General features: G+C 51.2%; 12 protein-coding genes. 4 read left to right on the top strand and 8 right to left on the bottom strand.

Annotation, left to right across the window (positions count from 1 at the left end):
- Positions 1-24: 24 nt before the first annotated feature.
- The 3 genes from ACLJRH_RS14525 to iolD all read right to left on the bottom strand — a co-directional run bounded on the left by ACLJRH_RS14525 (position 25) and on the right by iolD (position 4,467).
- Positions 25-1,251: an MFS transporter gene (locus ACLJRH_RS14525; protein ID WP_000661780.1), complete on the bottom strand. Its 1,227-nt coding sequence runs from the start codon at positions 1,249-1,251 to the stop codon at positions 25-27.
- Between the two features lie 72 nt (positions 1,252-1,323).
- On the bottom strand, positions 1,324-2,346 hold the full coding sequence (iolG2, locus tag ACLJRH_RS14520; protein WP_000736098.1) for a D-chiro-inositol-2-dehydrogenase IolG2: 1,023 nt from the start codon (positions 2,344-2,346) through the stop codon (positions 1,324-1,326).
- A 180-nt stretch (positions 2,347-2,526) separates the two neighbouring features.
- Positions 2,527-4,467 (bottom strand): 3D-(3,5/4)-trihydroxycyclohexane-1,2-dione acylhydrolase (decyclizing), encoded by a 1,941-nt coding sequence (iolD, locus tag ACLJRH_RS14515; RefSeq protein ID WP_023137275.1) that lies wholly within the window; start codon positions 4,465-4,467, stop codon positions 2,527-2,529.
- A 416-nt stretch (positions 4,468-4,883) separates the two neighbouring features.
- On the opposite strand from iolD, the gene ACLJRH_RS14510 reads away from it, so the two are divergent.
- Positions 4,884-6,821: a bifunctional 5-dehydro-2-deoxygluconokinase/5-dehydro-2-deoxyphosphogluconate aldolase gene (locus ACLJRH_RS14510; protein WP_077906186.1), complete on the top strand. Its 1,938-nt coding sequence runs from the start codon at positions 4,884-4,886 to the stop codon at positions 6,819-6,821.
- 60 nt (positions 6,822-6,881) lie between these two features.
- On the top strand, positions 6,882-8,048 hold the full coding sequence (locus ACLJRH_RS14505; RefSeq protein WP_001111174.1) for an MFS transporter: 1,167 nt from the start codon (positions 6,882-6,884) through the stop codon (positions 8,046-8,048).
- Here ACLJRH_RS14505 and iolI1 read toward each other — a convergent pair.
- From iolI1 to reiD, 5 genes are all read right to left on the bottom strand, one after another.
- Entirely contained in the window at positions 8,045-8,878 is an 834-nt protein-coding gene (iolI1, locus tag ACLJRH_RS14500; RefSeq protein ID WP_080187402.1) for a 2-keto-myo-inositol isomerase IolI1, read from the bottom strand. The two genes, ACLJRH_RS14505 and iolI1, sit on opposite strands and share 4 nt — an antisense overlap.
- Positions 8,879-10,222 (bottom strand): lysosomal glucosyl ceramidase-like type III secretion effector SrfJ, encoded by a 1,344-nt coding sequence (srfJ, locus tag ACLJRH_RS14495; protein ID WP_000678388.1) that lies wholly within the window; start codon positions 10,220-10,222, stop codon positions 8,879-8,881.
- 97 nt (positions 10,223-10,319) lie between these two features.
- On the bottom strand, positions 10,320-11,330 hold the full coding sequence (iolG1, locus tag ACLJRH_RS14490; RefSeq protein WP_000172704.1) for an inositol 2-dehydrogenase IolG1: 1,011 nt from the start codon (positions 11,328-11,330) through the stop codon (positions 10,320-10,322).
- Between the two features lie 18 nt (positions 11,331-11,348).
- On the bottom strand, positions 11,349-12,269 hold the full coding sequence (gene iolE, locus ACLJRH_RS14485; protein ID WP_012601329.1) for a myo-inosose-2 dehydratase: 921 nt from the start codon (positions 12,267-12,269) through the stop codon (positions 11,349-11,351).
- Between the two features lie 258 nt (positions 12,270-12,527).
- Positions 12,528-13,352: a myo-inositol utilization transcriptional regulator ReiD gene (gene reiD, locus ACLJRH_RS14480; RefSeq protein WP_000332219.1), complete on the bottom strand. Its 825-nt coding sequence runs from the start codon at positions 13,350-13,352 to the stop codon at positions 12,528-12,530.
- Positions 13,353-13,474: 122 nt separating this feature from the next.
- On the opposite strand from reiD, the gene ACLJRH_RS14475 reads away from it, so the two are divergent.
- Together ACLJRH_RS14475 and iolA are read left to right on the top strand one after the other, a co-directional pair.
- A complete protein-coding gene (locus ACLJRH_RS14475) occupies positions 13,475-13,777 on the top strand; it encodes a hypothetical protein (RefSeq protein ID WP_071786680.1) in 303 nt (100 codons plus the stop codon).
- A gap of 15 nt (positions 13,778-13,792) precedes the next feature.
- Complete coding sequence (gene iolA / locus ACLJRH_RS14470; protein ID WP_023137273.1) at positions 13,793-15,298, top strand: malonate-semialdehyde dehydrogenase IolA; 1,506 nt, start codon at positions 13,793-13,795, stop codon at positions 15,296-15,298.
- Positions 15,299-15,307: the final 9 nt, after the last annotated feature.

Raw genomic sequence — 15,307 nt, 5'->3', positions numbered from 1 at the left:
GGGATTTTTGAAGAATATTTGAAACTATTTCTCGCCAGGCACTTTAAGAAACTGCACCAGGATGCCGCTGAATAAATAGAGCCCCGCCATAGTATACATCACCACGCCGGTGCCGAATCCTGCCAGAACGGAGACCAGCGCTGGCCCAACGAAATTCCCCAGGCCGGAACCAAAGTTCACGGCCGAGTTCGCCGCCCCCTTCTTATCCGGCGCCATCATCGGCACCAGCGGCGTCATTGGCACAAAGCCAGCCAGCCCGGCTCCCCACAAACACATCGCCAGCATAAAGGCGACATAGTTATGCCCCCATATCATCGGCACCCAGTAAACAATCAGCGTAGCGACACCGGTCAGGATGCTGCCAAAAATCTGGATGGTTCGGCGAAAACCAATTTTATCGCCCATCCAGCCAAAGATAATGTTGAAGACCTGGTTAGAGATAAAGGTAATCCCCCAAATACTCGCCCATTCCTCAAGCGTAAAGTGCTTATCCAGCAGAAACAGAGGTAATACGACAACAAAACCATAGGTGCCAAGACCGTTAATAGTTTTGACAATCACCGCCAGACCGATCCGTGGCCGTTCATACATAATGGAGATACCCGCAGATAACTCTTTGAAGACCGGCGTCGTTCGCGGTTTCAGAATGAATTCATTGCGTTCCAGCACCAGCATGAAGAGAACCCCCAGCAGCGCAACGCCCATCCCGGCCCACATCACGTTGATATGCCCCAACGCAGGAATTAACGACGCCGCCACCACCGGCCCAATGATGGTAAAACCAAGGTTATAGACCACCCAAAACAGCGAGGTGCCGATCCCTTGCTGGTGATTATCCAACTGGATGGTCAGGCGTACCAGGAAGGAGTAACAGACCAGCGGATATCCCACGCCACGCAGCATATAGGTCACGAGAATGGCGCCAAAATCATGGCTGGGTAGCGCAAAGTTCAGAAACGCGACGGAAGCCAGAAGATAGACGATAAAACCGGTAACCATCACCTTTTTAGGACCAAAAACGTCCACACAGACGCCGGATAGCCAGGAGGTGATCGCGACCACAATCCCATATCCGGCAAAAATCTGCCCGATATGCGCTTGATCAAATCCCTGCGTATTTAACCAGGCAGATAACCAGCTGTTCTCAATACAGCCGCCCAACATAAATAAAAATGTTCCCAGGTAACTCCAGATAAACTTACCTGGTTTTATATAAAATGTCTGGGGCAGCGTTGCCTGCATTTCTTTCATTTTATTACCCTCGGTATAGAAAAGCTCTCACACTTTTCAGTGCGAGAGTTTATTCATTATTAACAGATGCAGTTAAAGATAAATATCGCTTGTTATTTTCACCGGCAGCCCGCTTTTTAATGATTGCTGCGCGGCAATAGCGATACGCTGGGCCAATAATGCGTCTTCGCCGGTACAGACAACCGGCGTATGATGCAGGACTGAATCAATAAAGTGTAATATTTCCGTTCGGTAAGCTTCGCGATAACGGACCGTGAAATCAGGAAGGGGATTTTTCATTATGCAGTGCTGGCTGTTGAAAACTTTCACCGTAGATTCACTAACGTTATCCGCATACGCCATCCCTTCTGAGCCAAAAACCTCCACCCGTTGGTCATAGCCATATACCGCCCGACGGCTGTTATCAATGAGCGCGTAGCCGCCGTTTCTGAAAGTCAGCATCACCGCAAGCGTATCAACATCATCAATATTTTTCAGGCTGGGATCAATCAGCGTATTGCCCTTAACATAGACTTCGCTGACTTCATCCTGCATCATAAAACGAGCCATATCAAAGTCATGCATGGTGAAGTCAAAAATCAGACCGCCAATACGTTTGATCAGATCATGGGGTAGCAGGTCCGGATCGCGGGAGGTGATTTTTATCATCTGGGGCCGACCAATCTTGCCGCTGCGCACCAGCTCAAAGACCTCGTGAAACTGAGGATCAAAACGGCGATTAAAGGCAACCTGCAGCGTCACCCCCTTCTCTTTCACTTTTCTCAGCACCGCCATTGAGGCCTGCTCATCTTCATTCATGCTGAGCGGTTTTTCACAAAAAATGTGCTTCCCCGCCTGCGCTGCCGCCGTGACGATCTCTTCGTGCATATCCGTTGAGGTGAAAATAAAAACTGCCTCTATATCATCACGCTGTAAAAGTTCCTGATAATTTTTATACCCTGAAGTTATATTTACCGAATAAAGCCAATCGCTCATCTCCTCAATAAAATAATCGGCGGCGCAGATAATATCTAATTGAGGCAGTAAATACATATTCTCAACATGCATTTTACCTACCCGACCGAGGCCAATAACACCACATCGAAGCTTTTTCATTCGTACCTCTTAATCTCATGAATAGTAAATTTAAAACCGCAAAAGAAAAGCATCCGTAGTTCTGCGAAAAACGGATCGTTTTATTTTGCCGTTCTGAAAAGCAAACAATGCGTTGACGCTGTATCGTTCAGGTTGCAGAACAATAACCACACTTCTGCAACCTGAACGACGGCAAATTAATCAGTACTGCCGGGCCTGTCCGATATGTTCTTCAAGCATACGCGCTACCGCCTGGATACGTTCGCTACGGGATACCTGCGCCCCGCCAACGCGCCACCAGCTCAGGTACTTATGCACCATCGTTTTGGGAAGCACTTTTATGTCTATCAGCGTGCTCACGGTCTGTTTACGAGCATCTTCCAACGCTTCATGCAGTTGTTCAATGGTGGTGACGCGATAGCTTTTACAGCCATACCCTTCAGCGATGAGAGCGAAATCGACCGGGATAAACCCGCCTTCCTGACGACCGCTCTCCTGCTGATGGAAACGAAACTCGGTGAAGTAACTGTCCATACCGTGTTCCATTTGCAGATTATTGATACAGCCGTTGGTCATGTTATCGAGCAAAATGACGGTAATCTTTTTCCCCATCTGGACGGAAGTGACCAACTCAGAGTGCAGCATCATGAACGAACCGTCGCCCACGAAGCTGTACACCTCGCGCTCCGGCTGCGCCAGCTTGGCCCCCAATGCGGCATTGACTTCGTAGCCCATACAGGAGTAGCCGTACTCGACGTGGTAATCATTCTCGCCGCGGCTTTGCCAGACACGCTGGAGGTCGCCCGGCAGGCTGCCCGCCGCCGCCACCACCAGCGCGTTTTCCGGCAACATCCGGTTAAGCACGCCCAACACGCGCGTCTGGGTCAGCCACGACCGCGTAATCTCATTAAACTCTTCAAACACCTTTTGAGTATCCATATGATCCTCAATTTCAGGTTTGAAGCCCTCTCCGCTATATTCCACAGCATAGACGCGCTCAACTTCCGCCATATATTGCGAGCGGACGCGGTGAATAGTCTCACCCCATTGCGAAGCATAATGCTCCTGGGCCAGCCGTTCGCTAAGCTGCGTCAGGGCGACGCGAGCGTCACCCTGCATCTGTACGCCATCCAGCTTGAAGACATCAAAGCGGCTAACGTTGATATTTAAGTAGCGCACGTCGGGATTCTGGAAGATCCACTTTGAGGAGGTGGTGAAATCGGTATAGCGCGTCCCCACACCGATAATCAGATCGGCCTCCTGCGCCAGCAGATTCGCCGCCAGTGAACCGGTTTCGCCAATCCCGCCGACGTTCAACGGGTGTGCAGAACTGAGCGCTCCCTTGCCAGCCTGGGTTTCAGCAATCGGCAGATGACAGCGTTCGGCAAATCTCAGCAGCGCCTCTTCAGCCTGCGAATACTTCACGCCCCCACCGCAAACGATCAGCGGCCGCTGGTGGCGGCGAATCAGCGCAACCGCCTCGTTCAGCATCGGCTCCGTCGGCGCGTGACGCTCAAGACGATAGACCCGGCGAGCGAAAAAATAATCCGGATAATCCCAGGCTTCACCCTGCACATCCTGTGGCAGGCAAAGCGTCACGGCCCCCGTATCCGCCGGATCGGTTAACACCCGCATCGCGCTGATACAGGCGCTCATTAGCTGTTCCGGACGCGTAATGCGATCCCAGTAGCGGCTAACTGCACGGAAAGCGTCATTGGTGCTCAGCGTCAGATCGTGTTCTTGTTCAACCTGTTGCAAAACCGGGTCGGGTTGACGAGATGCGTACACATCGCCCGGCAGCAAAAGCAGTGGAATACGGTTAGCCGTCGCGGTCGCCGCTGCGGTGATCATATTGGCGGCCCCTGGCCCCACTGAGGAGGTGCAGGCATAAATCTGATGGCGACGCATCTGGCGGGCAAATCCCGTCGCGATATGCGCCATTCCCTGTTCGTTACGCCCTTGATGAACGCTAAGTTGGCCACAGTCCTCTTCCAGCGCTTGCCCCAATCCGACGACGTTCCCGTGGCCAAAAATGGCGAAAATCCCTTTTACAAATTTGATTTCGCTGCCGTCTACGTCGATGTACTGATTATCAAGAAAGCGCACCAAAGCCTGCGCCATGGTCAACCTGATTGTTTTCATGTACCCCACCTGCTTTTATCAACCGTTCGGCTGTCGTTGCCTGCTTATGCATCGCTTCAGCCCCAAAAACACAGAGACTTATCATAGGATCAAAATTTCCGTTCTCACAATTATATGGAATTTATATTTCATTTATGGGAAGGAGATCAAAAAACGGTTAAAAAATTTCGCCATTTAGGCGTATTTTTCATGAAAATGAAATTTATCTTCCATGTGCTTTTAAAATAAATAACACATTAATAATCAATCAATTAAAACAAAAAACACAACAAAAAACGATCATACGCGTTGCCCGGAAATGCCATTTCTGTGATCTTGTTCAAACAATAAATGAAAACATTATTTCCATTTTTATTGAAAATGAAATCACCAAACCTTAGTATGGGCAAAAATAACACCGTCTTCTGTTAGGGGATATGTCAATGAATAAAGCAGTCAGTAGTGAGCAAAAGCCGCTGGACGTTATCTGTCTGGGACGAGTCGCCGTTGATTTGTATGGTCAACAAATCGGGTCGCGGCTGGAGGATATGACGACTTTCGCTAAATATTTAGGGGGATCGTCAGGCAATGTTGCCTACGGCACGGCCATTCAGGGATTACGTTCCGCTATGCTGGCCCGCGTCGGCGATGAGCATATGGGACGTTTCGTTCGTGAAGAATTAAACCGCGTTGGTGTGGATACGCAGTGCCTGCTGTCGGATCGCGATCGTCTGACCGCGTTGGTGATCCTCGGCATTAAAGATCAGGACACCTTTCCTCTGATCTTCTACCGCGATAACTGCGCGGACATGGCGCTAACACCTGAGGATATCCGCGAAGATTACATCGCTTCTTCACGCGCATTAGCCGTCACCGGTACCCATCTTTCTCACCCCAATACGCGCGCCGCCGTTCTTAAAGCGCTGGAGTATGCGCAAAAACACGGGCTGCGGCGGGCGCTGGATATCGACTACCGCCCCGTACTGTGGGGCCTGACGTCGCTAGGAGACGGTGAAACGCGTTTCATCGCCTCATCACAGGTTACCGAACAGCTCCAGCAGGTATTGCGCCATTTCGATCTGATCGTTGGGACCGAAGAAGAATTCCATATCGCCGGCGGCAGTACCGACACGCTGACCGCCCTGCAGCGCGTCCGTCAGTTGACCCAGGCCGTACTGGTGTGCAAACGCGGCGCGCTGGGCTGCTCAGTCTTTGAAGGCAACATCGCCGATGACTGGTCGCAGGTGAAGATACATAGCGGCGTTCGCGTAGACGTTCTGAACGTTCTGGGCGCGGGCGATGCCTTTATGTCAGGACTGCTGCGGGGATACCTGAACGATGAAAGCTGGGAGCAAGCCTGCCGTTATGCAAACGCCTGCGGCGCGTTAGTGGTATCGCGCCACGGTTGTGCCCCCGCCATGCCAACCAAAAAAGAGCTGGACGACTACCTCGCGCGTGAACAATCCATCACCCGGCCAGACAAAGACCCGAGGCTGAATCACCTTCATCGGGTCACAACCCGTAAACAGCACTGGCCGGAGCTGTGCGTATTCGCCTTTGACCATCGCAAGCAACTGGTGGATATCGCAAATGAAGTCGGCGCCAGTGAATCCGCGATCCCCCCTCTGAAGATGCTACTGCTGGAAGGGGCACGTCAGGCGGCGCTTGAGGCCGGTTTACAGAATAATAGCGGCATCCTTGCCGATACCACCTTTGGTCAGCAGGCGCTTAACGACGTGACCGGCCAGGGATGGTGGATTGGCCGACCGGTTGAGATGCCCGGTTCGTATCCGCTGAAGCTGGAACATGGCGATATTGGCTCTCAGCTTGTCAGCTGGCCGCAAGAGCACGTCGTGAAATGTCTGGTCTTCTATCATCCACTCGATGCAGAGTCGGTACGTCTTGAACAAGAGGCGCTCATTGACGAGGTTTACCGCGCCTGCTGCCAGTCTGGTCACGATCTGCTGCTGGAAGTCATCTTGCCGCGCGATGCGGCAGACCAAAATGAGCAATACTATCCCCAGATTGTGGAACGTTTTTATCAACTGGGGATCCTGCCGGACTGGTGGAAACTGCCGCCGTTAAGCCCAGATCGTTGGCGAGAAATCAGCCAGCATATTGAGCATTATGACCCTGAATGTCGCGGTATATTGATACTTGGCCTGGACGCACCGGAAAGCGAGTTGAAGTCAGGATTCGCCGCAGCAGCGGATATGCCCTGGGTGAAAGGTTTCGCCGTCGGCCGGACCATCTTTGGCGAACCGTCACGCCAGTGGTTAGGCGGCCAGCTTAACGATGAACAGCTCATCGCAACGGTGAAACAAAAATACCGCATGCTTATCGACTACTGGCGCGAATACCGCCCGGCACGTTAATGCCTGCCTCATCACGCCCCGTGTCTGCATCGGACAAGGGGCGTGTTCAAGGACGATTCCATGCCAGCTCTCACACAACATTCCACATCGATCACGCTGTTTCGCATCAGCGCCGCGATGTTTCTCAACTATCTGACTATTGGCATCCCGTTAGTCATGCTGCCGCTGTACGTTCAGCAGCAGTTGCATCTGAGCGATCTGTTGATCGGTATCGCGGTAGGCAGCCAGTTTATCGCCACCTTGCTTACCCGGGGCGCCGCGGGTCGAAAAGCCGACACGTCAGGCGGACGTCGGACGGTTATCACCGGTCAGTTCTACTGCGCCGCATCAGGTCTGCTGATGCTGGTCAGTCTAATCGCTCACCCGGTTCCGCTGCTCGCATGGGCCATACTGATTGTTGGTCGTGTGCTGCTGGGCATCGGTGAAAGTTTCATTTTGACCGGTAATTTAACCTGGGGGATGTGGCTGGCGGGCTCGACCCACGCGGGTCAGGTTATTTCCTGGAACGGCATGGCGACCTACGGTGCGCTGGCTATCGGCGCGCCGCTGGGGCTGTCGCTTTACGCCAGGGCCGGCCTGGCGCTTCCGGCGCTCCTCGTCGTGCTGTTGCCGATCATCGCCAGCGGAGTCATCTATGGCATTCCGGGGAATATCCCAACAGCCCGTCCCCGCGTGCCAGTGCTACGGGTAGTCGGCCTGGTGTGGCGGCCCGGAACAGGGCTTGTGCTCCAGGGCATTGGTTTTGCCACCCTAAGCGCGTTTACCGCCCTCTGGTTCAACGAGCGTCACTGGGATAACACCGGTTTTGCGATGACGCTGTTTGGCATTGCGTTTATCGCTGTCCGCTTTTTCTGCGCCAAATTTCCCGACCGTTACGGCGGCGCCACGGTCGCAACCTTTTCACTACTGGTAGAGGGGACCGGACTGGCGGTAATGTGGGCCGCCCCGTCAGCAGGCGCTGCGCTGATTGGCGCGGCGATTACCGGCTGCGGCTGTTCGCTGATGTTCCCATCGCTGGGCGTAGAGGTTGTGCGCAGAGTGCCACCGGAGATTCGTGGTACGGCCCTCGGCGTCTGGTCAGCGTTTCAGGATCTGGCCTACGGATTTACCGGACCAATAGCGGGCCTGCTGACGCCGTTTATCGGCTATCAGCAGGTCTTTCTTCTGGCCGCGGCCTGCGCGCTGCTGGGCGCGGCGGTTGTCCATCTCCTGCTGCGGCAACATTAAGCAGTTAAGAAGGGGCGAGTCTTTTCCGCCCCTATCGCAAAGACTTCGCTGGCCGCCATCTGCCAGTAGCCAGGGTTAAACAGTTCCAGCGAACAGATCCCCTCATAGCCCTTCTGCACTAGCTCATGCGTGATCTCATGCAGTGGGATCACGCCGTTGCCAGGAAACAGACGATGGCAATGCTCCAGCGTTGCCAGCGGCAGATTATCGGCGTCATCAATATGGTAAACGAAGATCTTTTCCACAGGGATCTGGCGAAGCGTGGTCAGATCCCGCCATTGATCGTGCAGGTAAAGATTAAAGGCATCGACGACCAGCCCGACGTTACTGCGATCGACCGCATCTACGATCTCCATCGCCATGGCAAGACTGCGCACACAGCATCCTGCGGAACCGATCGGCTCAAAGGCCAGCCGCATCTGGCTTTCTTCCGCCACTGCCGCCATCTCGCGCAGACGCTTCACTGAATCTTTCACCGTTTCCCCTGGCGGAAAATTTCCCCCCTGACGAATGGTGGGCACCACGACCAGACAATCCCCCCCCACCACTGAGCCAGCATGGCAGGCGAAAGCCAACTGCCGCCGTTTCTCCGCCCAGCTTTCGCTATCACAAAACGTAATGTCTTCCAGCGAATTGTAGCCCCAGGGCTTAAGGTGGCCGACGGCGAAAATGTCTGCCAGCTCGCTTAACGTATGTTTCTGCAACCACTCCTGCAACATATCCAGACGGATTTCGATGCAGTCATAGCCAAAACGTTCCGCCAACACAACATCCTGTGCCAGCGTGGAGTTTCGCATACAGGTCGCTTCATTAAATCCCAGCTTCATCATTCAGATCGACTCCTGCCGCCATAGCAACGTACTGGCGCCTGACGGCGGCAGCGTTAACGCGATCTCTTTATCGCCATCCAGCACCCGACAACGCCTTTCCTGGACATCGCGGTTATACACCACCAGCACACGCTCGCCGTCGGGATTCACAAATCCCACCTCTTCCAGAAGATTATCGTAACTTGAAGAAAGCATGACCCTCGCCCCCGGACGCACATAGCGGCAGAAGTGGCCAATACCATACCAGGAGTGGTTACGCCGCAGCACGTCGTTTTGTGCATCGTATTGAATGGGCGCTTCACACAGATTACCCTGATGATTCGGCCCCCCCTCACTGTTCAACAGCAGATTCCAGTCGATAAACCCGCTACAACCCGATTTGAAATTACCAATCATGTCATGGAGATAGGTATGCCAGTGGCGAATCTGGCTACCGGCATCGCTCTCCATTGGCACACAGCCTTCGGAAAACAGGAGTTTTTTATCCGGCAGGCACTGGGCCAGATACTGTATTTGCGAAAAATGGTCGCCGGTATACCAGTGGAATGCCAGCCCGTTAATTCCCTTATAATTAGCTTCGTCAGCAAAGGCGAGTTCAGCCCAGTCTACCAGGCCATCTTTATCGTGATCCCAGATATAGATCTCCATCTCATCCATACCCTGCCGGGCGAGGCGCGGACGCAGATACTGCACGGCAAAGGCTGTCTCCTCTTCCACGCTATACAGACAGGAGTCCCAGGTTTTTACCGCCACCGGCTCATTCTGCACGGAAAGCGCCTGCACATTAATACCGTGGCGGCGGTATTCCAGCAGGTAGTTGATAATGATATCGGCCCAGTCTGCGTAGCATTCGCGCCGCAGCTTGCCGCCACCGTTCATATCGTTATTAGTTTTCATAAACGCCGGCGGACTCCACGGCGAAGCCATCAGCTTCATGTGTGGATTTAACCGCAACGCCCCGGAAATCAGCGGTATTAAATGCGCTTCATCGCGGGAAAAGGAGAGCCGTCCCTGCTGCAGGTCAGCGCTGGAATCGACATACGCGTAATTGCCCAGGGAAAAATCACAGCTCTGAATTGGCATCCGCGCCAGAGTGTAATTATGTTCCTGAGCAGAAAAATAAAGGGAAAGAAATTGCGCCTTCGTCTTTTCGCTCATGCTGTTGAATACCACGCCCGCACCTTCGGTAAAGCTGCCGCCGAATCCGTCAATCTGCTGTAACGTGTGGCGCGGTAAGACGCTGATTAATTCACTGCAATCACGCTGACGATGCGAAAAAGAGACCGCACGCTCAACAAGGAATTGCTGACGATACGGATCGGAAGAGATGAGTCTGCCTTTCATAGGGAAGTTCCGGATAAAAGAAGATAATAAATTGTGATATGCCGGATAGGACGCTTAAGCATCGCTATCCGGCAGAAGGTTTTAATACGCGGAAGGTTTATTTGTAGAAATCAGGTTTTGAGGGTAATTCAACAATCTCGGTATTCCCTGTTTCCTGAGACTTCACGCAGGCATCAGCGGTAACCGCAGCCAGATAACCATCCCATGACGTTGGGCCTGCCGGCGGCAATCCTGCGTTCAGGCGATCGAAGAAATCCTGGAACTCAATGTCGTATGCATCAATAAAGCGCTGTTTCCAGTCAACCAGGATGTCGGTGCTATACTTCGCCGCTTTCCGTACCGCGGCGCTGGCGACGGTTGGCAGCTCCGCCATTCCTTTCTCGCCGGTAACATCGCAGTGAATGTCGTAGCCATACTGGCAGTTCACAAATACTTCAACCACAATATTGATGCCGGAGGTGGTTTCCATTACAACCAGCTGCGGATCACGCAGAGTGGTCACCAGGCTGGACTGACGCGGGAAGTAAACCTTAACGGTTTTATAATCTTCGTTAAGCAGCCAGTGCATAACGTCAATTTCATGAATCAATGTTTCATAGATAGCCTGTGGCGTTTTGTATTCTGGCACCGTGCTGGCATTGTAATGACGTCCATGAACCATTAATGGCTGACCGATTTCGCCGCTGTCGATAATATTTTTCAGCTGAACGTAACCTTTGTCGTAGCGGCGCATAAAACCAATCTGCACCATGCGCTTACCATTTTTCTGCTCTGCTTCAATCACACGCTGACAATCCGCAGCCGTCACCGCTAACGGTTTTTCGCAGAAAACATATTTGTTAGCATTTAGCGCGGCAACGGCCACATCGGCGTGCGCCTCATTTGATGCGGTAATGATGACCACTTCAACGTCTTTATCATTAATCAGATCGTGATAGTCATTATAATCTTTGGCTTCGATCGCATACTTATCCAGCGCCGCCTGCGCCCTACCCGCGACGATATCACATACGGCAACAACCTCTACACCCGACACGGTGTTGGCCAGACGTCTTAAGTGATCGGAGCCGATCATGCCGATACCTACAATACCTGCTTTTAAAGTCATTTTCTGTTTCCTTTTCAATTAAAGATAATTTTTCAGTAACTCATCAATATGCTTTTTACCTTTTTGCGCATATTCCAATGGGTTATATTTCTTAGGATCCTGCTCGGCCTCAACAACAATCCAGCCAGAATATTGATGCCCGACCAGATAAGCTAATACGGATTTAAAATCAATATTTCCATCGCCTGGGACGGTAAACACACCATCAAGGAAAGAATTGAGGAATGATTTCTTCGCGAGGCGACATGCTTTGAGTTTTTCATTACGCACATCTTTAAAATGAACGTGTTTAATACGATCAAAATGTTTACTCAGTAGCGGCATGACATCGCCGTCAGAAACATATATATGCCCGGTATCAAACAGCAGATGTACAAATTGCGGATCGGTATTCTCCATGAGTCGATCCACTTCTGGCAGAGTCTGCACACCGGTGCCCATATGATGATGGAAAGCGAGCTTCAGCCCGTGCGCATTGGCAATTTTCCCAAGCGCATTAAGTCCTTCGCATAAAAGCTGCCATTCGCTGTCGCTGAAGTTAGGCTTCTCTGTATAAACGCACTTATCGATAATACCTTGAATACTATAAGTTTGTTCAGAAACAACGGCGACATATGCATGTATTGCCTGCAAATAAGCACAATGCTGTTCAAAAGCATTCATCGCAGATGCAATACCATCGCGAATAATAAAGGAAGAAAACCACTGGCCTGGTATTTCCAGTCCGCGAAGCATTAACTCTTTATTTAACTCAGCAGGATCCTGCGGATAACAACCGCCAACTTCCGTCCCGGAAAAACCGGTGAGCGCGGCATCACTAAGTATTTGTTTATATGTATTTTCTTTACCAATCTCAGGAATATCATCATTGCGCCAACCGATAGGCGCAATCCCCAACTTAATGCTCTTTTTTACATTGTACATGTTGCTGGCTCCCACTTAATGAAACGCTTTTACTGCATACCGCGATGCAAATTAACCTTTGATGGACAACATATTACTTTTTGTAGCCTGAAAAACTTTATCTATCCTGGTTGAAGAAGTGGGATAAATGCGTCAGGTATCACAAAAAAATCATCACTCTTTAATGATATTGCCAGACTTTTCGCGCTATAGATAAACGCATAAAATATACCGACAAATAAAAATGGCCGCAGTATTGCGACCATTCTCATGACGATTAAAGTTTAGCAAGCATTAATATTCAAATAATAAATAATTAGCTTTACGATAGTCCTTTCGATATTGACCGGGTGTTTTCCCCACTTTATTTTTGAAGTAATTCTGAAAATGACTAAGGTTGCTAAAGCCAACACGATAGGCAATAGAGGTGATCTTTTCGCGCCCGCCTTCATCCGTAGTTAGTAACGATTGAGCCTCCCCCAGCCTACGTTTTATCAGGTAATCCATCGGTGAATAACCATAGCGGCGTTTAAATTCATGGGAAACATAATAAGGACTGACATTAAATTTCGTCGCCAGTGTATCCAGCCGAATTGGCTCATAGAAATTGCGATCAATATAGGATTTTATTGAATCAAGTAAATTTTCATGGCGCTGTATGGCATCGTTACCTGTGCGCAATAAGACATTTCCCTCAATGTATTTGAGTACTACCTGGGTCAATAGCTGCGCCATTGCTGGCCCTTCTACCGCATGCTGATTAATAACGGTAAACACGGAGCTCATCAGTTTTTCCACCGTCGCATAATGGTGATACAGTGGAATAACCGGCACAATATCATCCGGTATTAGCGCATTCTCACGTAGACCCGGACACGAAATATTGTTAATCCCACAACAAATAGTGCCAATTGGCCGCCCGCTTTCCAGATACTCATCATGCACCACCTGGCTGTTATAAATGACCAGGTCGCCTTTACGAACCGGGTAGATGCGATCGCCAATGAAATACTCCCCGTCTCCTTCGGTGATAAGAATCAGTTCAACGGTCTGTGGGTGCATATGCATGAACCGGACAAACGGACCATTGCTCTCACTGACCTGACTCACATACGCCAACTGGGGCTGAGCCTTATTCTCTCGTTCTGAAGGACAGAAGCACAAGCGCATGATTTACCCTCCAATATCCGAAACTGTGGTGCCGAAACACCCCTGAAATTTGAATTTTTATACCACAGCAAATGAAACAAAAATGCTATATAGATCATAATTTTTTCCAAATCTTTCCTCATCACAACAGACAACCATTGATACCACACCAAATAAAAACAATAAAAATCAATAAGTTAATTAGATTTTTGATTTCTTACTGCACATACCCTCGTATAAAAATCAGTCGTCAAATTTTCAAAATAAAATTTCATAAAAATAAATTTGAAATTTTTAATCCTAAAATTTACATTGAATACGGTATGCGTTTTAGGCTGAAGATAACCAGGCTTTCCTGTGACCGCTCAGTCAGAACGTCGTCAACATCGGTTTAAGAGGATAAAAAAGAGATGGAAACAGTCGGCAATTTTATTCATGGTAAAACGACACTGAGCAGCAGCGGCGAGACGCTACCGGTGACTAATCCGGCCACCGGTAAAGTAATTCGTCAGGTCACCCAGAGCACCCGAGAGGAGATGCTGACGGCAATTCAAAGCGCACATGAGGCTTTTCCGGCATGGAGTAAAATGACTCCGCTACGCCGGGCACGTATCCTTTTTGAATTCAAAGTATTACTGGAAAAGCATCGGGACGAACTGGCGGCGCTGATCGTCAGCGAGCATGGCAAGGTCTGGTCAGATGCGCTTGGCGAACTGACGCGCGGCATAGAGGTTGTCGAATTTGCCTGCGGGATCCCGCATCTCAGCAAAGGAGAGTACTCCTTTAACGTCGGCTCAGGCGTTGACAGCTTTTCATTAATGCAGCCGCTTGGGGTTGTGGCAGGCATCACACCGTTTAACTTCCCGGCAATGGTGCCTATGTGGATGTTCCCGGTTGCTCTGGCTTGCGGCAATACCTTCGTCCTGAAGCCGCCCGCACTGGTGCCGTCCGCATCGTTACGTATGGCGCAGCTTCTGCAGGAGGCTGGCCTGCCGGACGGCGTGTTTAACGTTGTTCACTGTGGCAATGAGGCGGCTAGCCTGTTGACCAGCGACCCTCGCGTACAGGCCGTCAGCTTTGTCGGTTCCTCCGCCGTCGCGGAACATATCTATACCACCGCCAGCGCCCATGGCAAACGCGTACAGGCCTTCGGGGCCGCCAAAAATCACGCAATCGTCATGCCGGATGCAGATCTGGACGCCACCGTCAACGCCATTATGGGCGGAGCATTTGGTTCCGCGGGCGAACGCTGTATGGCGCTGCCGGTAGTGGTCGCGGTGGGCGATGAAACGGCGGACCGTCTGATCGAACGCCTGAAACCGCTGATTGCGGCGCTACGTATCGGCCCGGGAGAGCTGCGCGGCAAAGATGAAAATGAAATGGGCCCGGTTGTTTCACGTGCTCATCAACAGAAAGTGTTGAGTTACATCGACAAAGGGGTGAGCGAGGGAGCAACTCTGGTCATGGATGGCCGCAACTATAGCGTGGCGGGATATCCTGAAGGCTTTTATGTCGGCGGCACTCTGTTTGATAACGTCACGCCTGAGATGACCATCTGGCGTGAAGAAATTTTTGGCCCGGTTCTCGGAATTGTGCGCGTCCCGGATTATGCCACCGCCATTAGCACGGTAAACTCCCATGAATTCGGCAACGGCAGCGTGATTTTCACCACCAACGGTCACTATGCGCGCGAATTCGCCCAGTCGGTTGAAGCTGGGATGGTCGGTATTAATATTCCAGTTCCGGTTCCGATGGCATTTCACTCTTTTGGCGGCTGGAAGCGCTCGGTGTTTGGCGCCCTGAACGTCCATGGGCCGGATGGCGTGCGCTTCTATACCCGGATGAAAACCGTTACCTCGCGTTGGCCGAACGGACAGCAGATCGTATCGGAGTTCAGTATGCCGACTCTCGGTTAATACGCTTTC

Source organism: Salmonella sp. SAL04162 (assembly GCF_046551535.1).
GTDB lineage: Bacteria > Pseudomonadota > Gammaproteobacteria > Enterobacterales > Enterobacteriaceae > Salmonella > Salmonella enterica.
This window is presented reverse-complemented; position numbering and strand designations above follow the sequence as displayed.